General features: G+C 63.5%; 25 protein-coding genes. 10 read left to right on the top strand and 15 right to left on the bottom strand.

The features are described from left to right. Positions 1-43: 43 nt before the first annotated feature. The 4 genes from dnaJ to grpE form a co-directional block, all read right to left on the bottom strand. Complete coding sequence (gene dnaJ / locus ACH2DG_RS17895) at positions 44-1,177, bottom strand: molecular chaperone DnaJ (RefSeq protein WP_395027766.1); 1,134 nt, start codon at positions 1,175-1,177, stop codon at positions 44-46. 24 nt (positions 1,178-1,201) lie between these two features. Further along, positions 1,202-1,543 (bottom strand): hypothetical protein, encoded by a 342-nt coding sequence (locus tag ACH2DG_RS17890; protein WP_224149993.1) that lies wholly within the window; start codon positions 1,541-1,543, stop codon positions 1,202-1,204. 171 nt (positions 1,544-1,714) lie between these two features. Further along, on the bottom strand, positions 1,715-3,640 hold the full coding sequence (dnaK, locus tag ACH2DG_RS17885; protein WP_395027764.1) for a molecular chaperone DnaK: 1,926 nt from the start codon (positions 3,638-3,640) through the stop codon (positions 1,715-1,717). A gap of 112 nt (positions 3,641-3,752) precedes the next feature. Then, positions 3,753-4,301 (bottom strand): nucleotide exchange factor GrpE, encoded by a 549-nt coding sequence (grpE, locus tag ACH2DG_RS17880; protein ID WP_224149991.1) that lies wholly within the window; start codon positions 4,299-4,301, stop codon positions 3,753-3,755. Between grpE and ACH2DG_RS17875 the strand changes: the two genes are divergently transcribed. The 6 genes from ACH2DG_RS17875 (at position 4,301) to ACH2DG_RS17850 (ending at position 7,461) form a co-directional block, all read left to right on the top strand. Then, positions 4,301-4,687: a hypothetical protein gene (locus tag ACH2DG_RS17875; RefSeq protein ID WP_395027763.1), complete on the top strand. Its 387-nt coding sequence runs from the start codon at positions 4,301-4,303 to the stop codon at positions 4,685-4,687. The genes grpE and ACH2DG_RS17875 overlap by 1 nt on opposite strands. Continuing rightward, positions 4,674-5,048 carry a 30S ribosomal protein S6 gene (rpsF, locus tag ACH2DG_RS17870; protein ID WP_184707549.1) on the top strand — a complete coding sequence of 125 codons (375 nt, stop codon included), beginning with the start codon at positions 4,674-4,676 and terminating at the stop codon, positions 5,046-5,048. The genes ACH2DG_RS17875 and rpsF overlap by 14 nt, the downstream gene beginning before the upstream one ends. Before the next feature lie 13 nt (positions 5,049-5,061). Beyond that, the gene (gene priB, locus ACH2DG_RS17865) at positions 5,062-5,358 is read left to right on the top strand and encodes a primosomal replication protein N (protein ID WP_224149990.1); all 297 of its coding nucleotides are present in this window, start codon (positions 5,062-5,064) and stop codon (positions 5,356-5,358) included. 10 nt (positions 5,359-5,368) lie between these two features. Next, on the top strand, positions 5,369-5,650 hold the full coding sequence (rpsR, locus tag ACH2DG_RS17860) for a 30S ribosomal protein S18 (protein ID WP_184707545.1): 282 nt from the start codon (positions 5,369-5,371) through the stop codon (positions 5,648-5,650). Between the two features lie 12 nt (positions 5,651-5,662). Further along, positions 5,663-6,115, top strand: coding sequence for a 50S ribosomal protein L9 (rplI, locus tag ACH2DG_RS17855; RefSeq protein ID WP_184707542.1), 453 nt, complete (start codon positions 5,663-5,665; stop codon positions 6,113-6,115). A 392-nt stretch (positions 6,116-6,507) separates the two neighbouring features. After that, positions 6,508-7,461, top strand: a complete 954-nt coding sequence (locus ACH2DG_RS17850) for a rhodanese-like domain-containing protein (RefSeq protein ID WP_395027762.1) — start codon at positions 6,508-6,510, stop codon at positions 7,459-7,461. Between the two features lie 38 nt (positions 7,462-7,499). On the opposite strand, the gene ACH2DG_RS17845 is transcribed toward ACH2DG_RS17850, so the two are convergent. From ACH2DG_RS17845 to ACH2DG_RS17820, 6 genes are all read right to left on the bottom strand, one after another. After that, a complete protein-coding gene (locus tag ACH2DG_RS17845) occupies positions 7,500-8,750 on the bottom strand; it encodes a putative Na+/H+ antiporter (protein ID WP_395027761.1) in 1,251 nt (416 codons plus the stop codon). Positions 8,751-8,947: 197 nt separating this feature from the next. Beyond that, positions 8,948-9,979 (bottom strand): transporter, encoded by a 1,032-nt coding sequence (locus tag ACH2DG_RS17840; protein WP_395027776.1) that lies wholly within the window; start codon positions 9,977-9,979, stop codon positions 8,948-8,950. Between the two features lie 271 nt (positions 9,980-10,250). Continuing rightward, a complete protein-coding gene (locus ACH2DG_RS17835) occupies positions 10,251-10,415 on the bottom strand; it encodes a hypothetical protein (RefSeq protein ID WP_395027760.1) in 165 nt (54 codons plus the stop codon). Positions 10,416-10,433: 18 nt separating this feature from the next. After that, positions 10,434-11,531 carry a YeeE/YedE thiosulfate transporter family protein gene (locus ACH2DG_RS17830; RefSeq protein WP_395027759.1) on the bottom strand — a complete coding sequence of 366 codons (1,098 nt, stop codon included), beginning with the start codon at positions 11,529-11,531 and terminating at the stop codon, positions 10,434-10,436. Between the two features lie 78 nt (positions 11,532-11,609). After that, a complete protein-coding gene (locus ACH2DG_RS17825; protein ID WP_395027757.1) occupies positions 11,610-12,572 on the bottom strand; it encodes a sulfurtransferase in 963 nt (320 codons plus the stop codon). A 155-nt stretch (positions 12,573-12,727) separates the two neighbouring features. After that, positions 12,728-13,273 carry a DUF4256 domain-containing protein gene (locus ACH2DG_RS17820; protein ID WP_395027756.1) on the bottom strand — a complete coding sequence of 182 codons (546 nt, stop codon included), beginning with the start codon at positions 13,271-13,273 and terminating at the stop codon, positions 12,728-12,730. A gap of 106 nt (positions 13,274-13,379) precedes the next feature. On the opposite strand from ACH2DG_RS17820, the gene ACH2DG_RS17815 reads away from it, so the two are divergent. Further along, on the top strand, positions 13,380-14,276 hold the full coding sequence (locus tag ACH2DG_RS17815; RefSeq protein WP_395027754.1) for a plasmid replication/partition related protein: 897 nt from the start codon (positions 13,380-13,382) through the stop codon (positions 14,274-14,276). Positions 14,277-14,284: 8 nt separating this feature from the next. On the opposite strand, the gene ACH2DG_RS17810 is transcribed toward ACH2DG_RS17815, so the two are convergent. Genes ACH2DG_RS17810 through hemH form a run of 3 tightly spaced genes read right to left on the bottom strand, consistent with a single transcriptional unit; the run spans position 14,285 to position 18,659 of the window. Continuing rightward, complete coding sequence (locus ACH2DG_RS17810; RefSeq protein WP_395027753.1) at positions 14,285-17,101, bottom strand: AAA family ATPase; 2,817 nt, start codon at positions 17,099-17,101, stop codon at positions 14,285-14,287. A 20-nt stretch (positions 17,102-17,121) separates the two neighbouring features. Next, positions 17,122-17,625: a GNAT family N-acetyltransferase gene (locus ACH2DG_RS17805; protein WP_395027752.1), complete on the bottom strand. Its 504-nt coding sequence runs from the start codon at positions 17,623-17,625 to the stop codon at positions 17,122-17,124. Then, positions 17,625-18,659, bottom strand: coding sequence for a ferrochelatase (hemH, locus tag ACH2DG_RS17800; RefSeq protein ID WP_395027750.1), 1,035 nt, complete (start codon positions 18,657-18,659; stop codon positions 17,625-17,627). Before hemH ends, ACH2DG_RS17805 begins: the two co-directional genes overlap by 1 nt. An 80-nt stretch (positions 18,660-18,739) precedes the next feature. On the opposite strand from hemH, the gene ACH2DG_RS17795 reads away from it, so the two are divergent. Continuing rightward, positions 18,740-19,483 carry an HAD-IA family hydrolase gene (locus ACH2DG_RS17795; protein ID WP_395027748.1) on the top strand — a complete coding sequence of 248 codons (744 nt, stop codon included), beginning with the start codon at positions 18,740-18,742 and terminating at the stop codon, positions 19,481-19,483. A gap of 74 nt (positions 19,484-19,557) precedes the next feature. On the opposite strand, the gene hpnE is transcribed toward ACH2DG_RS17795, so the two are convergent. Further along, positions 19,558-20,859, bottom strand: a complete 1,302-nt coding sequence (gene hpnE, locus ACH2DG_RS17790; RefSeq protein ID WP_395027747.1) for a hydroxysqualene dehydroxylase HpnE — start codon at positions 20,857-20,859, stop codon at positions 19,558-19,560. Between the two features lie 6 nt (positions 20,860-20,865). Then, positions 20,866-21,708: a presqualene diphosphate synthase HpnD gene (gene hpnD / locus ACH2DG_RS17785; RefSeq protein WP_395027746.1), complete on the bottom strand. Its 843-nt coding sequence runs from the start codon at positions 21,706-21,708 to the stop codon at positions 20,866-20,868. A gap of 560 nt (positions 21,709-22,268) precedes the next feature. On the opposite strand from hpnD, the gene ACH2DG_RS17780 reads away from it, so the two are divergent. Beyond that, positions 22,269-22,952 carry a response regulator gene (locus ACH2DG_RS17780; RefSeq protein ID WP_395027745.1) on the top strand — a complete coding sequence of 228 codons (684 nt, stop codon included), beginning with the start codon at positions 22,269-22,271 and terminating at the stop codon, positions 22,950-22,952. Between the two features lie 35 nt (positions 22,953-22,987). Beyond that, positions 22,988-24,373, top strand: a complete 1,386-nt coding sequence (locus ACH2DG_RS17775) for an ATP-binding protein (RefSeq protein WP_395027743.1) — start codon at positions 22,988-22,990, stop codon at positions 24,371-24,373. Positions 24,374-24,416: the final 43 nt, after the last annotated feature.

The following is a 24,416-nucleotide window of genomic DNA, read 5'->3' as shown; positions in this document are numbered from 1 at the left end:
ATGGATTCCATAGTGGCTTGCCACAAAGGCAGGCCCATGGCAATCAGGTGAACAGATTCTTCAGGCGATCTGTCCACGACTGGTTATTGGGCGTGTGCTTGGCGCCGCCTTTTTTCAGCGACTCGTCCAGCTCCTTGAGCAGCTTGCGCTGGTGTTCGGTCAGCTTGACGGGGGTTTCGACCACGATGTGCACGTACAGGTCGCCCGGGTAGCTGGCGCGTACGCCCTTGATGCCCTTGCCGCGCAGGCGGAACTGCTTGCCGGTCTGCGTGCCTTCGGGGATGTCGATGGCCGCCTTGCCGCCCAGGGTGGGCACTTCGATCTCTCCGCCCAGCGCGGCGGTGACCATGCTGACCGGTACCTCGCAGTGCAGGTCGTCGCCATCGCGCTCGAACACTTCATGCTTGCGCACGCGGATCTCGATGTACAGGTCGCCGGGCGGGCCTCCATTCTGACCAGGCTCGCCGTTGCCGGCGGAGCGGATACGCATGCCGTCGTCGATACCGGCAGGGATGTTCACTTCCAGCGTCTTTTGCGACTTGATGCGGCCCTGGCCGTGGCAGGCGAGGCAAGGCTCGGGGATGACCTTGCCGGTGCCCCGGCAGTGCGGGCAGGCCTGCTGTACGGCGAAGAATCCCTGGCGCATCTGCACCGTGCCGCTGCCGTGGCAGGTGGAGCAGGTCTTGACCTGGGTGCCGGGCTTGGCGCCGCTGCCGTGGCAGGTGTCGCACTCGTCCCACGAGGGAATCTTGATCTGTGCGTTCTTGCCGTTGGCCGCTTCTTCCAGCGTGATGTCCATCGCATACGACAGGTCGTTGCCGCGATAGACCTGCGGGCCACCGCCGCGTCGGCCGCCGCCGCTGCCGAACATGTCGCCAAAGATGTCGCCAAACGCTTCGGCAAAGCCACCAAAGCCTTCACCGCCCATGCCGCCACGCATGCTGGGGTCCACGCCAGCGTGGCCATACTGGTCGTAGGCAGCACGCTTCTGGCTGTCGGAGAGCATTTCGTAGGCCTCTTTGCACTCCTTGAACTTTTCTTCCGCTTCCTTGGCCTTTTCGCCCTGGTTGCGGTCGGGGTGGTACTTCATGGCCAGCTTGCGGTAGGCCGTTTTGATCTCGACTTCCGTGGAGGTCTTGGTGACGCCGAGGACTTCGTAATAATCGCGTTTGGACATGGTGTTCTTGAATTCTGTGGGTGGTTAGCCAGCGCCGTGCAGATACGCCCGGGCATGGATGCCCACAAAGCTGCGGCCGGGATTGTCGCCGTCAATCCATTGCTGCGGGGGAAAAAGCTCAAACAATCCCACCTTGAACAGCGTGGGAATCGCCATCTTCAGCTCTTCTTCGACTGTGCCGCGCTCGCCGGCGTTGTAGAGCGCGATGTTGTAGAGCATGGTGGCCACGGTGCCGGTCTGTACCCGGCTTCCGTCCTTGAGCGTGACGGCGGGCAATGCGGCCGCGCCATCGGTGATCTTCTGGTTGACACGGCTGAGCTCTGCAACATGCAGTGCGTCGGTCGCAGGTGCTGTGGAAGATGTCATCGTGTGCCTTTGGATACTTGGGTGAAAACTGGGCTTAACGCCTGCCAGTAAAGCGCCATCAGTTATAAAAACAATAGCGGCTCTGCAGAAAAGCCATGCCGGAGTGCGGCGATGCGGACTCCGGCATGGGGTTCATTGGCGATTGGCGCGAGGCCCGGTCACGAGAAGGACTTAGTCCTTCTTCACTTCCTTGACTTCTGCGTCCACGACGTTGTCGTCAGCAGCAGCGGCGCTGGCGCCGCCTGCGGCACCCGCTGCGCCTGCCTGAGCCGCCTGGGCGTCGGCATACACCTTCTCGCCCAGCTTCTGGCTGACAGTCATCAGGGCCGTGGTCTTGGCTTCGATGGCGTCCTTGTCTTCGCCCTTCAAGGCCTCTTCCAGTTCCTTCACGGCAGCTTCGATGGCAGTCTTGTCGGTTGCGTCGATCTTGTCGCCGTGTTCGCCCAGGCTCTTGTTCACGCTGTGAACAGCGGCTTCGCCCTGGTTCTTGGCCTGCACCAGTTCCAGCTTCTTCTTGTCGTCGGCGGCGTTCAGCTCGGCATCCTTCACCATCTTCTGGATTTCTTCCTCGGACAGGCCGGAGCTTGCCTTGATGGTGATCTTGTTTTCCTTGCCCGTGCCCTTGTCCTTGGCACCCACGTGCAGGATGCCGTTGGCGTCGATGTCGAAGGTCACTTCGATCTGTGGCGTGCCACGGGGTGCGGCAGGAATGCCTTCGAGGTTGAACTCGCCCAGCAGCTTGTTGGCGCTGGCGATTTCGCGCTCACCCTGGAACACCTTGATCGTCACGGCGGGCTGGTTGTCTTCCGCAGTCGAATAGGTCTGTGCAAACTTGGTCGGGATGGTCGTGTTCTTGGCGATCATCTTGGTCATCACGCCGCCCAGGGTTTCGATACCCAGCGACAGAGGCGTCACGTCCAGCAGCAGTACGTCGGAGCGGTCACCGCCCAGCACCTGGCCCTGCACGGCAGCGCCCACGGCCACGGCCTCGTCAGGATTCACGTCCTTGCGTGGGTCCTTGCCGAAGAATTCCTTGACCTTTTCCTGCACCTTGGGCATACGGCTCATGCCGCCGACCAGGATCACGTCGTCGATGTCGGACACGGAGATGCCTGCATCCTTGATGGCGGTACGGCAAGGGGCGATGGTGCGCTCGATCAGGTCGTCCACCAGCGATTCCAGCTTGGCGCGGGTCAGCTTGATGTTCAGGTGCTTGGGGCCGGTGGCATCTGCAGTGATGTAAGGCAGGTTGATGTCGGTGGCAGCCGAGCTGGACAGCTCGATCTTGGCCTTTTCGGCAGCTTCCTTCAGGCGCTGCAGGGCCAGCACGTCCTTGGACAGATCGACGCCTTGCTCTTTCTTGAACTCGCCGATGATGTATTCGATGATGCGCTGGTCGAAGTCTTCACCGCCCAGGAAGGTGTCGCCGTTGGTCGACAGCACTTCGAACTGCTTTTCGCCATCCACGTCGGCGATTTCGATGATCGAGACGTCGAAGGTACCGCCACCCAGGTCATACACAGCAATCTTGCGGTCGCCCTTGCCACCCTTGTCCAGGCCAAAAGCCAGGGCTGCGGCGGTAGGCTCGTTGATGATGCGCTTGACATCGAGGCCGGCAATGCGGCCTGCATCCTTGGTGGCCTGGCGCTGTGCGTCGTTGAAGTACGCGGGCACGGTGATCACGGCCTCGGTCACGGCTTCGCCCAGGAAGTCCTCGGCGGTCTTCTTCATCTTGCGCAGCACTTCTGCCGAGATCTGTGGCGGGGCAAGCTTCTGGTCGCGCACCTGCACCCAGGCGTCGCCGTTGTCGGCCTTGATGATCTGGAAGGGCATCAGGTCGATGTCCTTTTGCACTTCCTTGTCTTCGAACTTGCGGCCGATCAGGCGCTTGGCGGCGTAGATCGTGTTCTTGGGGTTGGTGACCGCCTGGCGCTTTGCCGAGGCGCCGACGAGGATTTCGCCGTCGTCCTGGTAGGCCACGATGGACGGGGTGGTGCGTGCGCCTTCGCTGTTTTCGATAACCCGGGTGTTGTTGCCTTCCATCACAGCCACGCAGCTGTTGGTCGTTCCCAGGTCAATACCAATGATCTTTCCCATTTCTCTAACTCCTTTTATTCCGTTGGACGGTATCCCCGTCCGAATTGACTGTTATCTGTGGCGCTTTTTGCACCCTTCAAGGGGCGGGTTGCAAAAAACGCCAGGAGGTGCGTTATTTCGGTGCAGCCACCGTGACCAGGGCAGGGCGCAGGATGCGGTCGGCAATCATGTAGCCCTTCTGCAGCACGCCAACCACCGTGTTGGCGGGCTGGTCGGCGGGCACCATGGAGATGGCCTGGTGGTGGTGGGGGTCGAACTTTTCTCCGGCAGGCGGGTTGATCGCGATGACCTTGTTGCGCTCCAGCGCTGCGTTGAGCTGGCGCAGGGTGGCGTCGGAGCCCTCGCGCAATTGCTCGGGGGTGGCGTTCTGGATGCCCAGGGCCGCTTCCAGGCTGTCAATCACAGGCAGCAGGCTGTCTGCAAAGCCCTCGATGCCGAACTTGCGGGCCTTGGCCACGTCTTCATCAGCCCGGCGGCGGGCGTTCTCCACATCGGCCTTGGCGCGCATGTACTGGTCGGCCAACTCGGCATTCTTGGCCTGCAGTTCGGCCAATTGGGCTTGCAGATCATTCTGGGCATCGGCCGCGTTGGCTGCAGCCGCCGCTTCGATCTCTTCCGGAGACAGGGGTTGACCGTCCATGGGGTTGAGGTTGTCTGACATTGTTCTTTCTCGTATTCCCTAAAAACAAAAACTTTGGAGTTCATGTGGGTATGCATGGGCCTTTTTCAAGAGGGTTGACTGCCTATGTTGGAAAAATGGTGTCCATCCATGCCCACAGCCCTCTGCAAAACTGCCTGCCCTGGCCTGAACGTGGTTATGGGCGCTCCGCGTCCATCCTGTTTGACGGAGGTTTTGCAGAGGATTCCGAGGGCCGCTTTTACCCGGGTGGCGGGTTGAAGCCTGCGCGCATTGACAGGATTTCCCAGGCTTTTTATAATGCACGGTTTCCCCTTGCCACACCGCAACAAGACGCGCTTGAAAAGAATGCTATTTTGAGTGAGATGCGGGTGGCGCAATCCATAAGGAGTTTGCATGCGTCACTATGAGATCGTGCTGCTGATCCACCCCGATCAGAGCGAACAGGTTCCAGCAATGCTGGAGCGTTACAAGGGCATGATTACGGCCGGCGGCGGTAAGATTCACCGCGTTGAAGACTGGGGCCGTCGTCAATTGGCCTATCTGATCAACAAGCTGGCCAAGGCCCACTATCTGTGCCTGAATATCGAAGCCGACCAGGCTGTGATGGCTGAACTGGAACACGCGTTCAAGTTCAACGACGCCGTGCTGCGCCAACTGACTGTGCAGAAGAAGAAGGCTGAGACCACTCCTTCGGCCATGATGAAGACCGTGGAGCGCGAAGAAGCACGCAAGGCCAACCAGGCTGAGCACGCTGCCGCCGAGCGTTAATTCACAGTAGGAGGTGGAGAACCGCGTACTTGTGACAGCCGCCCTCGCAGAGATCAAGATTCTGCGATTTACCCCGGCTGGATTGCCTGCGATCGATGTTGTGCTGGAGCACCGCTCCACCCAGACCGAAGCCGGGCAAGCAAGACAAGTGAACGCGCTGCTCAAAGCCGTGGCCTTCGGGGCACTGGCAGAGCGGATTGCCCGGCAGGCAGTAGGAAGCAACTGGACATTTCAGGGGTTTCTCGCCACACCGCGCAACAGCAAATCGCTGGTTCTGCACATCCAGGATATTCAACCAGATACATATTGAGAGGTCCGAAATGGCCACGTTCAAGAAATTCAACAAAGACAAGCGCCCCAAGCGCAACACCCAGTCGCTGCTGTTCAAGCGCAAGCGCTTCTGCCGCTTCACCGTGACCGGCGTCGAAGAAATCGACTACAAGGATGTCGACACCCTGCGTGACTTCATCGCCGAAAACGGCAAGATCATCCCCGCACGCCTGACCGGCACGCGCGCCATCTACCAACGTCAGTTGAACACTGCCATCAAGCGCGCTCGCTTCCTGGCCATGGTTCCTTACTCTGACCAGCACAAGATCTAAGGAGCACGAAACATGCAAATCATTCTGCTCGACAAGGTTGTGAACCTGGGTAACCTGGGTGAGATCGTCAAGGTCAAGGACGGTTACGCACGTAACTTCCTGATCCCTTCGGGCCGCGCACGCCGCGCTACCGAAGCTGCCAAGGCTGAATTCGAAGCCAAGCGCGCTGAGCTGGAAAAGGCTGCTGCTGAAAAGCTGGCCGCTGCTCAAGTGCAAGGCGAGAAGCTGGCTGGCCAGACTGTGAAGCTGACCCAGAAGGCTGGCGTTGACGGCCGTCTGTTCGGCTCGGTGACCAACCACGACATCGCTGACGAACTGAACAAGATGGGTTTCCAGGTTGTGAAGTCGCAAGTGCGTATGCCTAACGGTCCTATCAAGACCGTGAGCGAAAACACCGTGGAAGTGGCTCTGCACACCGACGTGGTGGTGGAAGTCAACGTGTCCGTCTACGGCGAGCACGTCTAAGCATCCGTGCGGCTGGCAGCATGGCTGCCGGCATGCGCTGCAAAGGCAATGGGTCTTCGGGCCCGTTGCCTTTTTTCTTTGGGACCTGCCGGTGCAGACTGCGACAGAAAAGGCTGGAGTTCAATAAAAAGAGCAGTTGGCGCTTTCCAGTATTGGAGCGCAGAGATTTTTGTATTTGAATTCAAGCGAGGCTTGCATAGTCAGCTATGGTTTTTGCATGAGATTCTGTGGTGCTGCAGCCGGTTGCTTATGCCTCGAACACCACGGGTTTCCTGGTTCCATTAATGTTCCGGGTTGGGCATTCCTTTTCACCACCTGCCTGCAATGCCGTATGACGCTTCTGGCAACGCCATGCGTGCGAGGAATTTCCCGTTTGGAAGAAGGCCCATCACATGGATTTCATCATCGCTTTGATCCGCGAATACGGCGTGGGGATCGTCTTTCTCAATGTGCTGATTGAGCAGTTGGGCGCGCCCATTCCCGCCTACCCGGTGCTGATGGTGACGGCAGCCATCCACGGCGGTGCGCTGGCAGACCAGTTGCAGCTAGTGGCTGTGGCGGTTTTCGCGGCACTGATGGCCGACTATGTCTGGTTCGCACTGGGCCGCCGCTATGGCCGTCGCGTGCTCTCGCGCATCTGCAAGATTTCGCTCTCACCCGACTCCTGTGTGCAGAACACCGAGACGGTGTACAGCCGCTGGGGTGCCAAATCGCTGCTGGTGGCCAAGTTTGTACCGGGGTTTGCTTCCATTGCCAGCGCCCTGGCCGGGGCGGTAGGCACCACGCCGGGCCGCTTTGTGCTGTTTGATGGCCTGGGCGCCTTGCTGTGGGTGGGCTCTGCGGTGTTTCTGGGCGGGCTGTTCAGCTCCACGGTGGCCGATCTGCTGGCCGTGCTGGCGCAACTGGGCCAATGGGGTTTGCTGCTGCTTGCACTGGCGTTTACCGTGTTCATCGCCCGGCGCTGGTGGAGCCGCCGCCAGGTGATCCGCTCATTGCGCATGGAACGGCTGACGGTGGCAGAGTTGAGCGACATGCTCCAAGGCGGCGAGCAGCCCGTCATTCTGGATGTACGGCCCAGCATGGCGTTTGATGCCTCGCACATTCCCGGTGCGCACTCCTACGATCCGCTGCACAAGGGGGCCGTGCTGCCTGCGATTGATCCACAGGCGCAGGTGGTGGTGTACTGCGCCTGTCCCAACGAGGTCTCAGCCGCCCGCGTGGCCCAATTGCTGCGCAAGGCAGGCATCCCCAGGGTGCGCCCGCTGTTGGGTGGCATCGATGCCTGGGTGGATGCGGGCTACGGCGTGCATGGGGCTGGCACGCGCCAGGCTGCGCTTTCGGCCTGATTGGCCGAAATCAGCCGCCGGCGCTTGCCAGGCTTGCGTCAGAACATCAAAAAGAATAGCGAGGCAATGGCCGTGGGCAGCAAGGCGCCCAGCAGCAGGCCGCCAATGCTGATGGATGCATTGCTGAAGCCGTGCTTGAGCAGCGCGACACCCGCAGGGTTGGGGGCGTTGGCAATTACCGTGAGGCCACCGCCCGCCACGGCGCCCGCCATCAGCATGTACTTGGCCGCATCGCTCATGCCGCTGATCTGCGAGCCCAGGTAGGTGAGGGCGGCATTGTCGGTGATGGCTGTGAGGCCCAGGGCACCAAAGAACAGGGTGAGTGGGTCCATGCTGGCCACCAGCGGCTGCAGCCACCAGCTCTGCAGGCCCCCGAGCACCACGAGGCCTGCCAGGAAGAATCCCACCAGCAATGCTTCTTTCAGGATCAGCGGGCTCTGGTAGCGCGCATACGCATGCGTATATCCCAGAAACAGCAGAAAAATGCCCAGAAACAGCACCGCATGGTGCGCCAGCATCACCACGGCCGCCAGCAGGACGAGATGGACGGCCACGACGGACCAGGGAATGGCATGCGCCGCGCTGTCTGGCTGCGCCGTACTCGCCACCAGGTGCTTGCGAATCACCCAGGTGGCAAGGCTGGCGTTGATGAGCACGGCAATTGCGGCCTTCCAGCCAAAATGCTGCACCATGAAGGCGCTGTCCCAGCCCCAGGCGCTGGCCACCATCAGCACCGGGGGGGCTGCGTACGAGGTGAGCGTGCCGCCAATCGACACATTGACGAACAGCACACCCAGCGCCAGGTATTTGTAGTGGGAGGGCATGGCAGGAGTGAACACCAGCGGCGCCAGTGTGAGAGCGGCAATCGTCATGGCGGCAGGCTCGGTGATGAGCGAGCCCATCAGCGGAACCACGGCCAGCCCAAGCCATGCCAGTGCCAGCGGCGTAGGCAGTGGTACCGCCTTGGCAATGCCTGCCAGCAGGTTCTGCACGGTTGCCACAATGGGGCGTGAGGCGGCCAACACCATGACCACAAATACAAACAGTGGCTCGGTGTAGTTGCGCGATTCGGCGTAGCCAATGGCCTGCTGCGGGCCGGCCACCACGGCCATGGCGGCGATCAGCACCATGGCCCAGAAGCCGAAGACGATTTCTACCTCTCCGAGCAGATGGAAGACGCCTGCATGGCGAGGGTAGCGGTGCGAGAGCCGCTCAAACTGCTTGGCGAGAAAGGTGTGCGTGAGGGCGATGGCAAAGATGCCTGCCGCGAGAATTTCAATCGAGGGCATGGAAGAGGTAGTTCCCATGCAAGGCTGGAGAAGGGCGATTCATCCGGCTTACTCCCCATGGATGCGAGGCGTCACCGGCAAAGCCCTGTCAGCATTGCACAATCCGCGAGGCGGCCCGACCTTCGCTATACCTGCCGCTGCACCCCATGTGACGACACCCTGCCGCTATTTTATCCGACGGAAGAAACTGGCCAGCTTCAAATATCCCTAGGCCCACGCCGCTTGCGGATGGCCCAGATGGCCAGCAGCACGGAGAACGCCACCACCACGCCCATGACAATCCAGAACCCGAGCGGGTCCTGGCTCAGGGGGATGCCGCCGACATTCATGCCGAACAGGCCTGCCATCAGATTCACCGGCAGGGCGAGAACCGTGATCATCGTCAAGGTATAGAGCGAGCGGTTGGTGTCTTCGTTGATGCTGGCGGCAATCTCCTCCTGCAGCAGTTTGATGCGCTCTTCCAGCGATTGCATGTCGCGCAGGAAGACCGAGAACTCCTCGCTGGCGGCGCGCAGGGCCTGCCGGTCGTCATTGCCCATCCAGCGCGGCGGCGTCTGCAGGAGGCGCAGCAGTGCCGATGGCTCCGGTGCCAGCAGGCGCTTGAAGCGCACCAGCAGGCGTCGCAACGCGCCGAGCTGGCGCGGGCGCATGGGCACGCGCCCGCCCAGCATCTGGTCTTCAATCTGGTCCACGCGCTGGGTCACATTGCGCACGATGCGTACCAGCACATCGGCCTGGGCGCGCAGCAGGCGTTCAAGCAACTGGGTGCTCGACTCCGGGATGCCGCCCTGGCGAATCTGCTGGCGCAGCGCATCGACCGAGCGCAGCGGGTGCGCGCGCGCCGAAATCACCACCCGTGGCGAGACCTGGATCCACATGGTGTGGATGTCGCCGGACTCGAAGTTGAAATCGAAGTCGATGTCGTTGATCACCGCCAGCAGCGAATCGTCCAGCCGCTCGATGCGTGTGGAGGCGACGCCGTCGCGCAACGCTTCAAAGTATTGTTCATCGAGCTGGCCGTACTGCTCCAGCCAGCGCAGGCAGTGGGCATTCGACAGGTTGAAATGCAGCCAGATGAAACCGTCGGTGGCCTGCGGGGCGGCCAACCACTCCTGCGCCTGTGCAGTGGTCAGCGGCTCGGCTGCCGCCGTGCCCGTGAAGGCGTAGCCCCAGATGAGGCCGCTGTTGTCGGGAGGAGTGAAGAAGGGAGGCGACCCCGCGGTCGCCATAGGCTCGGAAGTCAAGACAGGTCCACTCCGGCGCAATCAGAACAGACGGCTGTGCAATTGGCGCGCCCTTTGAGGGTTGCCTGAAGTGACGGTGGATGTCGTTGGTATGGCGGAGTCGGTGAAGACATGGAGCGTGATTGTTCGCTCGCTATATGACAGAGATTTGACAGAGGTGTGGCGGGTTCTGGCTTGCCGGGCGTAAAAAAACCATGTGGGCAAAAAGCCGCACATGGTTGTAGATGGCCGTGGCAGAGGCGCGTGTCGGGGGCTGTCAGTCCGGCATCGAACAGTGTCCGCCGCTGGCGTGCTGGCCGGAGCCGGCGGCGATCAGGGGCGCCTCAAAGCGCAGGTCCACCGGCTTGCTGTGGCTGTAGTCCCAGGCGATGAATGCGACCAGCACGATCCAGAAAGCGCTGCGTAGAAGGGAGGTGTTCATGGCGGTTTTTCCTCGTGCTCAGAATCCAAAGTGGCGGCGGATGCGCAGCCCGAAAATCGTCCCGGCAAAGGCGAGCGGCACCCAGATCCAGCCATGGATGCTGCCGGTGCTGATGCCCGAGAGCATGGCGCCCACATTGCAGCCAAAGGCCAGGCGCGAGCTGTAGCCCAGCACCAGGCCTGCAGCAAGCGCCACCAGCCATTGCGTGCCGGTCAGCGCCTTGGCGGCAGCCGGTTTGCCCGCGGCAATCCACAGGGCGCCGGCCAGGATGCCGATGTTGGTGATGCTGGTAATGTCGAGCAGTACCGTCTCCTGCAGACGCTGGGCGTTGCCGGGCTGGCTCCAGAACCAGTTGGTGCCGAGGTCGACGAGGCCCGCACCGTTGGCCACCTTGGCCGCCCACAGGCCAAAACCGTACACCACGCCCCAGGGCTGGCCTGCAATGACGAGGTTGAGCGTGGCAAAAATGGCAAGGCCGACGGCCCCCATGACCCATTTGCGCTGCCACACCGGTGGCGTGCTGCGTTGCTGCGCGGCACTGGCCTTGGCGCAGTAGGCTTGCACGCCCAGGCCGATCACCAGCAGCGCCGCCAGCGTGGCTCCCAGCGCGGGTACCCAGCCCCAGGTGCTGACCAGGCCCACGGCGGGCATGCGGCCCAGGTCAAGCCACCAGCCCAGGTGCATGGAGCCGAGAAAGCTGCCCAGCGCGAACATCGGCAGGATGGCCGTGTTCATGGGGATGCCCATGCCTGCCTTGTACAGCGTGCCGCTGCCGCAGCCGTCGGCAATCTGCATGCACAGACCGAACACGAAGGCGCCCACCAGCAGGCTCACGCTGGGCGGGCCCAGGGCGGCGGTCAGCTCGGGGTAGTGGCCCAGCAGCGGCATGGCCATGGCAGCGGCCAGGGCCAGCAGCAGCAACTGGCCGAACACGCCGCGTGGGTCTTTTTCTTCTACCAGCAAGCGCCAGCCGGTGGTAAAGCCAAAGCGCTGGCCTGCCAGGATGGCGCCCAGGCCGATGCCAACCAGGAACAGCGCCGCCTGGCGCACGGAAACGCTCCACAACAGCCAGCCAAAGAAGGCGGCCATCAGGATCGACAGGGGAAATCGCTTCATATCAATGCGCGGTAAAACTATAAAAACAATAGCTGCTGGCGCGCAATGGTATTGCGCCAGCAGCCAAAATGAATTGGATTATTTGAACTTGCGCTGCCACCACTGCTGGGCGTCGTAGGCGAGCGACTGTGCGCGGCCGGGCTGGTTCTGCATCGCGGGCGCATCGGGTTGCTGCGTCCAGTCGACCATCGAGCCCGCGTAGAGCTTGACGTGCGGCAAGCCCGCCATTTCGCTCAGGCCAAACCAGTCGGTGGCGGCCCAATGGCCGGTATTGCAGAAGGCGACCGTGTCCTGGCCGTCCTGGCGGGTGATCTTCTGCGCGATTTGCCGGGCCGTGTCGCGGTCCACGAACTGCGCCGTGCCCTTGACGAACCATTGATTGAAATCAAGCTGCTGCGCGCCGGGCAAGGTGCCCGAGAGCTTGGCCGCAGGTGCGCGCGTTTCGCCCTTGTAGAAGGCATCGGGGCGCGAATCGACCAGCGCTGCATTGCTCAGGTCCACTTGCTGGCGCACCTGGTCGCGCGTGGCGACCAGGCTGTCATCCAGCGTGGGCTGGTAGTTGCTGGTTGCAACCTGCGGCACTTCGGTGCTCACGGGCTTGCCATCGGCCACCCAACTCTTCATGCCGCCGTTGACGATGGACAGCTCTTTGAGGCCCAGCACCTTCAAGCTCCAATACACGCGGGCCATGGCGCCAAAATCGGTGGCATCGGCGCCCGTGGACACCACCACCGCGTGGCTGGCCGGGGTCAGGCCCAGCGATTGCACCAGTGCCGTCAGCTTGGCAGTGTCGGGCAGCTCGCCCGGATTGGTGGCCGGGCCGCGCCACTTGCCATACGGCGCATTGAGTGCGCCGGGAATATGGCCTTGCGCGTACAGCTTGGGTTCGCGGATATCGATGACCACCGGCGCAGGCGATGCCTGCTGGGCGGAGGAGAGTTCGGCCGGGGTGAGCAGGGGCTGGGCTGCATGGGCAGCGGAGGCAAGCCACGAGGTGGCTGCCAGCGCGCCGGCCACGCTCAGCAGGCGAATGGTTTTCATAGCGATACCGTTTGGTTTTCTGACAGCCGGTATTGTCCCGCCATCTCCGGCGCTGTGAATCTATTCTTATGGATTGAATATATGGCGATAAGGTTATATGCAATCCAGGAATATCAATTGCATGGTCGCCACCACAGCCGAGGCGCCAAGCCTGATCACACCTCGATGCAGGCGCGAAAGCCGCGCGCGGCGTAGTACGACTGCACGCCGTTGTGGTAGGTGAACACGCGGTCGTAGCGGCGGTCGCCAAACAGGGCGCCGCCCAGGGCGCGCACGGCATCGGGCGTGGCCAGCCAGCTCGATGTCTTCAGATCGAACTCCCCCAGGGTCTGCAGATGGCGGTACTGGGCTTCATCCAGCAGTTGCACGCCCATCTCTGCGGCCATGCCGGTGGCGCTCCCTGCCGGCTTGTTTTCTTTGCGTGCGGCAAGCGCTGCGTCGTCAAAGCACAGGCTGCGCCGGCCTGTTGGGCTTTCGGTGGCGCAGTCGCAGAACAGCACGCTGCCGCCTGCGGCGCCTGCGCCGACCACATCGGGCTCGCCGCCCGAGGCCTCCATCTGCTGCAGCGAAGAGAGCGCATCGGGCGCGGCCTCCAGGCGGCTTTCGACGCTGGCCCAGGTGATGCCCGGGTGCCGCTGTGGATGGGCATCAAAGCGCGCCTTCAGGGTGGTGATGAGTTGCTGTCGTTGCGTTTTGTTCATGGTTGGCAAACCCTTGTCAAGCGGCTGCTACTGTCGCGCACTTCTACAATTGCTGCAACCTGTTATTGATTTGGACTACGGCGGCGCCAAGCCGCCGTATTGCGTGATGGATATTGTTGTCAACGAAGAACTCAAAGCCTACATCGACCCCTTGACCCCCGACGAGCATGCCGCCCTGGAGCGCAGCATCCTGGCCGAAGGCTGCCGCGATGCGCTGGTGCTGTGGGGCAATGTGCTGGTGGACGGCCACAACCGTTATGGCATCTGCCAGAAGCACGGCCTGCCGTTCAACACCGTGCAGAACACGCATTTTCAGTCGATGGAAGACGTCTACCTGTGGATGATCGACCAGCATCTGGGCCGCCGCAGCGTGTCTGACTTCCAGCGCGGCGTGCTGGCGTTGCGCAAGCGCGAGATTCTGGAGCACCGCAAGCTGGAAAAGGCCCACCCGGTGGCGGCAGCGCCTTCGCCAGAGGGCGAAGCGGCGGCGGTTGCCAATGCCGATGAGGCGTTCTCGCCTGTGGATGCAGCCGAGCTGGAGAAAGTCGCCACACGCGAAGCCATTGCCAAGGCTGCGCGCCTCTCCAGCAGCCAGGTGGCGCAGATCGAAAAGATCCAGAAAAGCGCCGCCCCTGAGCTGGTGGAGGCGCTCAAGGCAGGCGATATCTCGATCAATGCTGCCGCCGTGGTGGCCACCTTGCCGCGCGAAGAGCAGCAGGCTGCCGCGCAAGGCGGCAAGGACGAACTCAAGCAGGTGGTCAAGCGCGTGCGCGAAGCCAAGCGCAAGCCCAAGGAAGACAAGCCGGAGGGCGCTGCAGAGCCCGCACCCAGCGCCGCCCACGGCGCCGAGGCGGTGGATGCGGCACTCGACAAGGCGCAGCAGCAGATCAGCGACCTGCGCGCCCGGGTGCAGGAGCTGGAAACCGAAAACGCCCAGCTGCGTCTGCAACTGGCCGCTGTGGCTTCAAGCGACCTGCCGGTGCCGGACGAGTCGCCGTTCTAAGTTCTCGCTCAAGACCGGTTCTGCTGCGCCAGATTGCGCATCTGGCGCTGGCGGGCGCGTTGCGCGCGCGGGCGGGTCACTTCGGCCTTCTGGCAGGCCAGGCGGTATTGCAGCAAGGTGGCTTCTGCGCCCTGCATCACGGCGGCGGGCAGGCGGCGCGGTGCCACATGGGTATCGGCCGGTACGTCGCACTGGCCCATCATCAGCGCAATGCCCTGGCTCACATGCTCGGCGGTATGGACATGAAAGCGCCCCGCCTGCACGGCGTCCACCACGCGTTGGGCCAGCATCAGATGGCGCTGATTGCGCGCGGGGATGAGAACACCATGACTGCCGTCAAGACCTTGCTGGGCGCACAGGTCGAACCAGCCTTCGATCTTTTCGTTCAGGCCACCCACGGGCAGCACTTCGCCATGCTGGTTGAGCGCCCCGGTCACGGCAATGTTCTGCAGCAGCGGCAGGCCCGACAGCGATGACAGCAGCGCATACAGCTCGGCGCAGCTGGCCGAATCGCCTTCGACACCGCTGTATTCCTGCTCGAATACCACCGAGGCATTCAGCGCCAGCGGCGCCAGATGGCCAAAGAGCGCTGTCAGGTAGCTTTGCAGGATCAGCACGCCCTTGTCATGGATGGGGCCGGAGAGGGCGACTTCGCGCTCGATGTTCAGCACTCCTTCCTGGCCCGCGTAGGTGCGCGCGGTGATGCGGGCGGGCAGGCCGAAGCGGTGGTCGCCGGTGTCGATCTGCGACAGGCCATTGAGCTGGCCCACGGCACTCCCGGCAAACGAGATGACGTGTTCACCCTCGGCGATGGCGTCGTGCAGCGCTTCTTCCATCGCGTTGTGGCGCATGCGGCGTGCGGCCAGCGCGGCTTCCACATCGGCGGCCTGCACCAGGCGGCCGGTGCCCGATTGGCGGGCGCGTTGCGCGCTCTCGATCAGCAGGGCTTCGAGCTGGTTCAGCTGTCCGCTCTGGCGCTGCTGGTCATCGGCCTCGCGGTGCGATTGCTCCAGCAGCCGTGCCACGGCGCTGGCGTCGCAGTGCGGCAGCTGGTAGAGCGCGCAGCGCTGCGCCATCAAGGCGGCGGTGGCGCGGTAGGTGGCAGCTGTGGCCTTGAAGTGTTCGGCAAAATCGACCTTGACGCGGAAGCGCCGCGCCATGTCCGGGTCGTGTTCCTGCATCTGGTAGTAGCTCTCTTCCGAGCCTACCAGCACAAGCTTGAAGTGCAGCGGCAGCAACTCCGGCTGCATGGCGCCGCTGTTGCTGGGCCCCTGGGCGGCGTGCACGTCGTCGATGCGCAGCTGGCGGGTGCGCAGCACGCGACGCAGCGCCTGCCAGCAGGCTTCGTCGCCCACCATGTCGCGCAGGTGCAGCAGCAAAAAGCCGCCGTCGGCGCGCAGCACGCTGCCCGCGCGGATGCACGAGAAATCGCTGCGGTGCTCGTCGTCTTCGGGCGGGTCGATGGTGCCGAACAGGTTGCGCAGGCTGGGCTGGTCTTCGGTGATGACCGGGGCACGCGTCTCGCCATGGTGATCGACCACCAGGTTGAGCTGGCTGAGCGAGCGCAGCGCCTGGCGCCGGGCTTCGAGGCGGGCGCGGGCGTCGTCGCGCGCATCCTGCGATTCGCCTTCGCCTTCAATGCTGTCGGTGGTGTCGAGCAGGGCATCGGCATCCTGCGCGATGCTGCCCGGCACCCACAGCGCCATGTTCTTGAGCCATTCGGCCTGCATTTGCGACAGCCAGCGCTGCAAGGTGGCGGCGTGTTCGGGCGCGGGGCTCAGGCCGTCGAGCGCCTGGGCGGCGCCAGCCTGCCACAGCGGCGTGGCGAGCGACTGGTAGAACAGGTGGAGCGCCGCATCGCGCGCGCTGTGCGCCTGGCGCAACTGGCCGCGAAACTGGGCCAGCTGCAGCCGCAGCTGGTATTCCAGATCGATGGCAGGGGACGCAGGCTCGGCTGACGCGGGCGGGTTGGCGGGTGCCTCTGCGCTTGCAGCGGTCTGCGGTGCGCCACCTGCAACCGGCACGTTGAGCTGCACCACCACGGCGCTTTCGGCGGGCGCTGCGGCACTGATGGCTGCTGCACCGCTGGGCTCGGTACCGATTGCTTCCGTAATAGATGCTTCTGTATGGATAGCTGCTGGCGCTTGTCCATACTGCGCCAGAACCTCATTTTCGTCAAAATTCTCGTTGCTGTCCTCGGCGCCCGGCTCGGCAGGGCTGGCGCTGTCGGCGTTCTCGGCGGCCGATTCCACCACCAGTTGGCCTTCCTCACGGCGAATGCGCAGGCCCACGTTGCTCGCCCAGTCGCGCAGGCTGGCAAAACCTGCTTCTTCGGCCAGGCGCGCCTGGTTGTAGAGCTGCTCGATCTGGCGGCGGTGCTGCGCTTCGTTGACGGCCTTGTCCAGCTGCTCGGGCAGCTTGTCGATCAGGCCTTCGATACGCTTTTTCAACACGCGGCCCTGGCCCGCAGGCAGGCGCACCGCCAGGGGCCGCTCCGGCACGGCAAAGTTGTGAACAAAGGCGATGTCTGGCGCTGCAGGGCGGCGCGCGGCCTCGGCCTGCATGGCTTGCCGCAGCAAGGAGGTGCGGCCGCTGCCTTCTTCGCCCAGCACGAACAGGTGGTAATCGGGCTGGTCGAGTGCCAAGCCAAACTCAGCAGCCGCCTGGGCGCGCTGCTGGCCGATCCAGGAAAACGGCTCGTTCACCAGCTCGGCCGTGCTGGCAAAGCCCAGGCTGGCGGGGTCGATGGACAAGCGCAGCTGGCGCGCGTGCAGCAGCTCGGCGCAGACGGGAGTTGGAGAGGCAGGAATGCGGGAATCAGACAATGGGGAGTATTCCTTGGTCATTAGAGAGCGGAAGCTGGGGCAGGAGCTGGCGCAGCCAGTGCCAGGTACATGATGTGTTGCGGCCCGTAGCCGCCGCCCAGGTACAGCTCGCCGGTTGCCACGAATCCGCAGCGTTGGTAGAGCTGGTAGGCCGCATCGTTCTTGCAGTTCACCGTCAGGTACAACTGGCTGGCGGGCAGGCCCAGGTGGCGGATGTAGGCAGGCATGGCCTGCAGCGCATGCTTTGCCAGGCCCTGGCCCTGGTAATTGCTGCCGACAAAGAAGGAGCGCAGGCCCAGGGCACTTTCCGGTGCAAACGGGTGGCTGGTGGAAAACCGGGTGTCGAGCCGGAAAAAGCCGACGGCCTGGCCGTTTTGTACCATCACATGGCGGCTGATTCCCGGCTCCTGCGATAGCAGGAGGGCATCCAGATCACCGATGAATGGCTGCTGCTGCGGATGCATGCTCAGCTGGCGCACCTGCATCTCCCAGGAGGCATCCGCTTCAAGAGGGCAAAGCTGCATCATGTGGCTCCCCGGGTTGGCCAGCCCTGCAGGTGTTGCTGGGCCAGCTCGGACAGTGCGGTGATCCATGTGGGCTGGTCGTTCAGGCAGGGAATGTAGTCGAACCGCTTGCCGCCAGCGTGCATGAAGGCTTTGCGCACCTCCTGGTTGATCTCTTCCAGGGTTTCCAGGCAATCGGCGGCAAAGCCGGGGCACATGACCTGCACGTGCCGGGTGCCTTGCTGTGCGAGGGCGATCAGGCTGGGTTCGGTGTATGGCTCTAGCCACTTGGCCTTGCCAAAGCGTGACTGGAAGGTGACCATGTATTCGCCCTCACGCAGGCCCAGCGCCGCAGCCAGCAGCGTGGCGGTTTCCCGCGACTGGCGCTCGTACGGATCGCCCAGGCGCACATTGCGCTCGGGAATGCCGTGAAAGCTCAGTACCAGCTTTTCGGCGCGGCCCTCCTGCTGCCAGTGCTTGCGCACCGATGCGGCCAGCGCGGCAATGTAGCCGGGGTGGCGGTGGTAATCGTTCACGAAGCGCAGCTCGGGGAGGGCACGCACGCTACGGCTCCAGGCGCCCACGGCGTCGATCACGCTCGCCGTGGTGGTGGCCGAATACTGCGGGTACAGCGGCAGCACCAGAACCCGGCTCACGCCTTCGGCCATGAAGGCATCGAGCTGGCTCGCGATGGAAGGGTTGCCATAGCGCATGGCAGGCCGTACCCGCACGCGGTGCCCGGCTTCGCCCAGCCAGCCGCGCAGCAGCTTGGCCTGTTTTTCGGTCCAGACGGCGAGCGGCGAGCCTTCGGTCATCCACACGGTCTGGTACTTGGCGGCCGATTTGGCGGGGCGTGTACGCAGGATCACGCCGTGCAGCAGAGGCTTCCAGACCAGGGGCGGAATCTCGACCACGCGGGGGTCGCTCAGAAATTCGGCCAGATAACGGCGGGTGGCGGCGGGGGTGGGAGCGTCGGGCGTGCCCAGGTTGCACAGCAGGATGCCGGTGGTGTTCTGGGGTTCGATGCCTGAGAGAGGGCTGGGGCTTGAAACCATGCGGCCATTGTCGCAGCTTGGGCAGCTTGGCCATGGGGGTGAAGGCCAATAGCTGGTTCAAAGTAGGCAAAATACAGGCCATGCTTGATCTTGACCGTATCCGTGCCATCAGTCTTGACCTGGATGACACCTTGTGGCCCGTGCTGCCCACCCTCAAGGCTGCCGAAGCAGCGCAGCACCGCTTCCTGAGCGAGCATGCGCCCGCAACGGCCACCTTGCTGCAGGACAAGGCGGTGGCCGCAGCCATCCGCCAGTCGGTGCGCGACGATTTTGTGCACAAGGCCCACGACATGACGCATTTCCGCCAGCAGTTCATCCGCCGCGCGCTGCTGCAGGCCGGGGAGGACGAGGCGCTGGTCGAGCCCACGTTTGCGCAGTTTTATGCGGCGCGCAACCAGGTGACGTGGTTTGCCGAGGTGGAGGATTCGCTGGCGTGGCTGTCGGCGCGCTACCCCCTGGTGGCCGTCTCCAACGGCAATGCGCGGCTGGACTGGGTGGGGCTTGCGCCCTGGTTTGCCGCCTGTGCCAGCGCCCATGAAGTGGGCGTGGCCAAGCCCCATGCGGGCATCTTCACGGCGGCATCGCAGGCGATTGCCGTGCCGCTGGCGGCTTTTCTGCACGTAGGCGACGATGCCGCGCTGGATGTGGAAGGCGCACTGGCCTGCGGCATGCAGGCCGCCTGGGTGCAACGCCAGGAGCTGGATTACCACCAGGCTGCCGCAGGTGCCACCCATCTGCAGTGGCCGCTTGCCAGCCAGGCGCCCCAGGCCATGGTGCGCGACCTGGCCGAGCTGTGCCTGTTGCTCGGGCGAGCAGACCGATAAACTGTATTAAAAACAGAAGAAACTGGCTTGCAGCGCTTGCCGGTATTGCGCGGGAAGCTATTGATTGGATAGCGTTAAAGATGGGCTAGCGCACGTGCTGCCGCAACACCACTGCGTACCGCGCCTTCCAGCGTGGCGGGGTAAGGGCCGTCGATGTAGTCGCCGCAGGCCACCAATGCGGGCGCCACTTGCATGTCTGGCCGCACCAGGCCCGGCGTGCAGGCAAAGGTGGCACGCTTTTCCACCACGGTCTGCAGTGGCTGCAGGGCCATGCCCAACTGGGCTTGCGCCTGGGCGAGGACTTGCTGCTCGATCTGCGCCCGGCCGCCCACGCTGGTGCTGATGACGAAAGCCAGCAAGCCAGCGGGGCCGCCTAATTGACCACGGTCAAACACGAACTGCGCAGGGTGCTCGGCGGTATTGCGCAACGCCAGCAGTGGCGCAGGCAGGCTGTGGCCGGATGGGGGCGCAGCCGGGTTCCAGGCGTAGACGGTGGCGATGGCCGTGTGCTCCAGCGCGCAGGTCGCCTGCAGCCAGTCGGCAGCGGGTATCTGCGCGTCCGCCGCCAGGCGCGCCGCCTCCCAGGGCGATGCGGCCAGCACCACGGCATCGAACGCAATGCCCTGAACCAGCCAGCCACCCTGAGGCGCGGCGCCAATGTGCTGTACGCGCCGGCTGGTATAGCCGCTATGGCCGCGCGCAGCCAGCCACTGCACCGCAGTGCCGGGAAAGAGATTGCCCAGATCGATCTGCGGCAGCCAGAATTGCGAGCCCTTGCGGATGGCAAACAGGCTGTCCTGCAGCACGCGCAGGAAAACGCGGCCGCTGGCTTGGTCGATAGGCGTGTTCAGTGCCGATATGCACAGCGGATCAAAGAACTCGGCCAGCAGGCGCTGTGGCAACCCCGCGCACAGGTCGGCCACGGTGGCCATCGGCGCGCAATCAAAGCCCTGAAGCCGCCAGCGCGTGGCGCGGGCGAGCAGTTGTGCCCGCTCGGCCAGCGACCAGCCCCGCGCGCTGGCAATGCCCCACAGCGCGTCCCAGGGCGTGGGCCAATCGGGAAATTGGATGCCGCTGCCATCGGGATAGCGCATGGACAGCGGCACCTGGGTGAAAGCCGCCTCGGCATGGATACCCACGCGCTCCATGAGCGTGCGGCAGGCGGTATAGGCGCCGATCAGGATGTGCTGGCCGTTGTCGGCTGTGCATGTCTCCCCATTGGGCAGTTGCAAGGCCAGGCCACGTGCACGCCCGCCCCATTGGGCGGCGGCTTCGTACACGGTAACTTTGTGGGGTGTGGTGAAGGCCAGTTCCACCGCAGCAGCCATGCCGGCCCAGCCGCCGCCAATGACGGCAATGCGCTTGTGCGTCGCCATGCCGGCCTACATGCGCCCTAGCGCCTGCACGCGCCAGGCCAGCCACAGCTTGCGCAGTGGCGTCAGGCTCACGCGCTGGTGCAGCACCTGAAACTGGTCTGCCTCGATCTCGCGCAGCAGGGTGCGGTAGATGCTGGCCATCATCAGGCCGGGTTTTTGCGTGCGCCGGTCCTGCGGGGGTAGCAGCGCAAAGGCCTCGTCGTACAGCCGGTGTGCCCGCTCGGCCTGAAAACGCATCAGCGCGGCAAAGCGATCGGAGTACTTGCGGTTCAGAACCTCGTGTGCCTTCACATCGAACTGCTGTAATTCCTCCACCGGCAGGTAGATACGGCCGCGCATGGCGTCTTCGCCCACATCACGGATGATGTTGGTCAGCTGAAATGCCAGCCCCAGCTTGTGGGCGTATTGCGTGGTCTGCTCGCTGGTCTGGCCAAAAATGCGTGCGGCAACTTCGCCCACCACCCCTGCCACCAGATGGCAGTAGCGCTGCAGGCCGGCAAAATCGAGGTAGCGCGTCTGCTCCAGATCCATCTGGCAGCCTTCGATGACGGCCAGCAGATGCTCGGCCTGGATCCCGAACTGTGGGGCATAGGGCATCAGCGCCTGCATCACCGGGTGGCTGGGCTGGCCCGCAAAGCTCTTTCTGACTTCGGACTGCCACCAGGCCAGCTTGGTCGCTGCAACGCCCGGGTCGCTCACTTCATCGACGACATCATCCACTTCGCGGCAAAAGGCATAGAAGGCCGTGATGGCGGCTCTGCGGTCCTTGGGAAGAAAGAGAAAGGCGTAGTAGAAGCTGCTGCCAGATGCGGCGGCCTTGTCTTGAACGTACTGCTGGGGCGTGGTCATAGGGGGCGTATTGTCCCATGGCGCAAGCACAAGCCGCAGGAGGTCGGCGGGCCGGGGCTTGGGGCATATCCAACGCGGGCATTGGGTTATTCAGCGCCATGGAGCCCACCTTGCGCATGAAAGAGACTGCTATCAAATTTGTTCACAATTGCATGAATTCGGCGGCTTTTCATGGAAAGCACGGCATTTATCCCATGAAAAACAAAAACTAAGCGTTTCCATCTATTTATGTCTGGAGCAGAAGATGCTTCGAAACGCTGCAATTTATTTGCAGATCAGACTTCTTTTTTTGATAGTTTATATATATCCACAATTTAATTTCAATACAATAAAGCTCTCCAAGGAGGGGGAAGAGGAGAGCACATCTGTCTCATGAGGGTGAGAACATGCAGATGTTGCCGATGGCATTGGTCAACCAGCGCCATGCGTGACGGTCAGCTGCAGGCAGTGTGATTGACACACTGTTTGCAGCTGATTTTTTTACGCCCATTGTTCCGGGATCGGGCTGGCGGTCATTGGGGCCGCCAGCCCCTTTTCCTTCCGGACGCCATAATCCTGGCATGCGCATACTGCTGGTAGAAGATGATCAGATGATTGGCGAGGTGGTGCTGGACGCGCTGCGCGCCGAGTCCTGGGCGGTGGACTGGGTCAAGGACGGTGCCATGGCGGAAACCGCACTGTCCACCGGCGGCTATGACCTGGTGTTGCTGGACCTGGGCCTTCCCCGCGTGGATGGCCTGCAGGTGCTGCGCGGCATGCGCGCCCGAAAGATGCGCGTACCCGTGCTGATTGCCACTGCGCGTGACGCCATTGCCGACCGTGTCGCCGGGCTGGACGCCGGGGCGGACGACTACATCATCAAACCTTATGACCTCGACGAGCTGTTCGCCCGCATCCGCGCGCTGGTGCGCCGTGCCAGCGGCAGGGCCGAGCCGGAGTATGTATGGGGCAAGGTGCGCATCGTACCGGCCACGCACGAAGCTTTCGTCGATGGCAGCCCGGTGGGCCTGTCGGCCCGCGAATGGGCGGTGCTGGAGCCGCTGATCGCCCGCCCAGGCAGGGTGCTGTCCCGCCCCCAGCTGGAGGAAAAGCTGTATTCCTGGCGGGACGATATCAGCAGCAATGCCGTCGAGGTCTATATCCACGGCGTGCGCAAGAAATTGGGGGCGGACCTGATTCAGAACGTGCGTGGCCTGGGCTATCTGGTGCCCGCAGAGCTGCCAGACGCCGGGAGCACGCAGTGACACAGAACGCTTCCGGGGAGTCTCGTTCTTCTGCTGTGTCCGCTGGTCTCCAGATGCAGGCGGCCAAGCCTTTCTCGCTGCGGGCGAGGCTGACCTGGGCCTTGCTTGCCGTGGTGGCGGTGGCCGCTTGCCTGCAGGCCTTCAGCATCTACCGCACGGCGCGTACAGAGACCGAAGCGCTGTTCGATGGCCAGATGCAGCGTATCGCGCTGGCCTTGTCGGCAGGGCTGGCGTCGGAGGTGGCGTCCGATGCGCTGGCCGACCCGCAGGCCAAGGCGCAGGACATGATCGTGCAGATCTGGCGGGCCGACGGCATCATGCTCTACCGTTCGAGCAATGCCCGCCTGCTGCCGCAGGTGGCGGTGCTGGGCTTCAGCGATGCCCGGGCGCACGGTACGGCGTACCGCATCTATGCGCTGCACACGCCGACGCAGGTGATCCAGGTGGCGCAGGAGGCGGCATCCCGCCGCAAAATGGCGGGCGATGTGGCGCTCCGCTCCATCGTACCCGTGCTGCTGCTTGCGCCGCTCATCATGCTGGTGGTGTGGTGGGTGGTGACGCGCACCCTGGCGCCACTGCAGCGTACACGCAGCCAGCTGGCTGCGCGGCGGGCCGACGACCTCTCGCCGCTGCCCGACGCCGACCTGCCGCAGGAGGTGCAACCCCTGGTGCAGGAGATGAACCTGCTGCTGGCCCGTCTCCAGGCCGCATTTGATGCACTGCAGCGCTTTGTGGGGGATGCCGCGCATGAGTTGCGCTCACCCCTGGCGGCCCTGCGCCTGCAGGTGCAAAGCCTCGCCCGCGCCCCGGATGACGCAGCCCGCCGCATTGCCGGTGAGCGCGTCACTGCCGGTATCGACCGGGCCACCCGCATGGTGGAGCAACTGCTGTCGCTGGCCCGGCAGGAAGCGGGACAGATGCAGGCCGCTGCACCGCAATCCGTGGACATGGCCGTGCTGTGCCAGCGCACGGTGGAAGAGTTGCAGCCACAGGCGCAGCAGGCGGGCTTGCATCTGGCGTTTGCAGCCGATGCTGCGTCACCTGCCATTGCCGGCCAGCCCGATGCACTGGTGCTCCTGCTGCGCAATCTGCTGGAAAACGCGTTGCGCTATACGCCTGAGGGAGGCCAGGTGCGCTGCAGTTGGGGCAGGGATGACAATGGCAGCAATGATGCCGGAGGCCCTGCCGTGCTGAGCGTGGAAGACAGCGGAGCCGGTATTGCAGCCGCAGAGCGGGAACGTGTGCTCGACCGCTTCTACCGGGTGCCGGGCACGGTGGCCCATGGCAGCGGCCTGGGCCTGGCGATCGTGAATGCGGTGGCGCGCCAGCATGGCGCTCGCCTGGCACTGGACGATTCGCCGCTCCTGGGCGGGTTGCGGGTGCGGGTGTTTTTTGATCCTGTTGCAATTACTGGTGCCTGATCGGCTTGCCATGGAAGCCATGGATCGAGTAGAGACCAGTGAT

This window comes from Comamonas odontotermitis (assembly GCF_040396735.1).
GTDB classification, from domain to species: domain Bacteria; phylum Pseudomonadota; class Gammaproteobacteria; order Burkholderiales; family Burkholderiaceae_C; genus Comamonas; species Comamonas odontotermitis_C.
Note: the sequence above shows the minus strand (reverse complement) of the source record. Positions and strands in the feature narration are given on the sequence as shown.

What these genes read in the sequence shown, in the direction of transcription:
- dnaJ (WP_395027766.1), bottom strand. Translation starts at nt 1,177, where the DNA reads ATGTCCAAACGCGATTATTACGAAGTCCTCGGCGTCACCAAGACCTCC.
- ACH2DG_RS17890 (WP_224149993.1), bottom strand. Translation starts at nt 1,543, where the DNA reads ATGACATCTTCCACAGCACCTGCGACCGACGCACTGCATGTTGCAGAG.
- dnaK (WP_395027764.1), bottom strand. Translation starts at nt 3,640, where the DNA reads ATGGGAAAGATCATTGGTATTGACCTGGGAACGACCAACAGCTGCGTG.
- grpE (WP_224149991.1), bottom strand. Translation starts at nt 4,301, where the DNA reads ATGTCAGACAACCTCAACCCCATGGACGGTCAACCCCTGTCTCCGGAA.
- rpsF (WP_184707549.1), top strand. Translation starts at nt 4,674, where the DNA reads ATGCGTCACTATGAGATCGTGCTGCTGATCCACCCCGATCAGAGCGAA.
- rpsR (WP_184707545.1), top strand. Translation starts at nt 5,369, where the DNA reads ATGGCCACGTTCAAGAAATTCAACAAAGACAAGCGCCCCAAGCGCAAC.
- rplI (WP_184707542.1), top strand. Translation starts at nt 5,663, where the DNA reads ATGCAAATCATTCTGCTCGACAAGGTTGTGAACCTGGGTAACCTGGGT.
- ACH2DG_RS17850 (WP_395027762.1), top strand. Translation starts at nt 6,508, where the DNA reads ATGGATTTCATCATCGCTTTGATCCGCGAATACGGCGTGGGGATCGTC.
- ACH2DG_RS17845 (WP_395027761.1), bottom strand. Translation starts at nt 8,750, where the DNA reads ATGCCCTCGATTGAAATTCTCGCGGCAGGCATCTTTGCCATCGCCCTC.
- ACH2DG_RS17840 (WP_395027776.1), bottom strand. Translation starts at nt 9,979, where the DNA reads ATGGCGACCGCGGGGTCGCCTCCCTTCTTCACTCCTCCCGACAACAGC.
- ACH2DG_RS17835 (WP_395027760.1), bottom strand. Translation starts at nt 10,415, where the DNA reads ATGAACACCTCCCTTCTACGCAGCGCTTTCTGGATCGTGCTGGTCGCA.
- ACH2DG_RS17830 (WP_395027759.1), bottom strand. Translation starts at nt 11,531, where the DNA reads ATGAAGCGATTTCCCCTGTCGATCCTGATGGCCGCCTTCTTTGGCTGG.
- ACH2DG_RS17825 (WP_395027757.1), bottom strand. Translation starts at nt 12,572, where the DNA reads ATGAAAACCATTCGCCTGCTGAGCGTGGCCGGCGCGCTGGCAGCCACC.
- ACH2DG_RS17820 (WP_395027756.1), bottom strand. Translation starts at nt 13,273, where the DNA reads ATGAACAAAACGCAACGACAGCAACTCATCACCACCCTGAAGGCGCGC.
- ACH2DG_RS17815 (WP_395027754.1), top strand. Translation starts at nt 13,380, where the DNA reads ATGGATATTGTTGTCAACGAAGAACTCAAAGCCTACATCGACCCCTTG.
- ACH2DG_RS17805 (WP_395027752.1), bottom strand. Translation starts at nt 17,625, where the DNA reads ATGCAGCTTTGCCCTCTTGAAGCGGATGCCTCCTGGGAGATGCAGGTG.
- hemH (WP_395027750.1), bottom strand. Translation starts at nt 18,659, where the DNA reads ATGGTTTCAAGCCCCAGCCCTCTCTCAGGCATCGAACCCCAGAACACC.
- ACH2DG_RS17795 (WP_395027748.1), top strand. Translation starts at nt 18,740, where the DNA reads ATGCTTGATCTTGACCGTATCCGTGCCATCAGTCTTGACCTGGATGAC.
- hpnE (WP_395027747.1), bottom strand. Translation starts at nt 20,859, where the DNA reads ATGGCGACGCACAAGCGCATTGCCGTCATTGGCGGCGGCTGGGCCGGC.
- hpnD (WP_395027746.1), bottom strand. Translation starts at nt 21,708, where the DNA reads ATGACCACGCCCCAGCAGTACGTTCAAGACAAGGCCGCCGCATCTGGC.
- ACH2DG_RS17780 (WP_395027745.1), top strand. Translation starts at nt 22,269, where the DNA reads ATGCGCATACTGCTGGTAGAAGATGATCAGATGATTGGCGAGGTGGTG.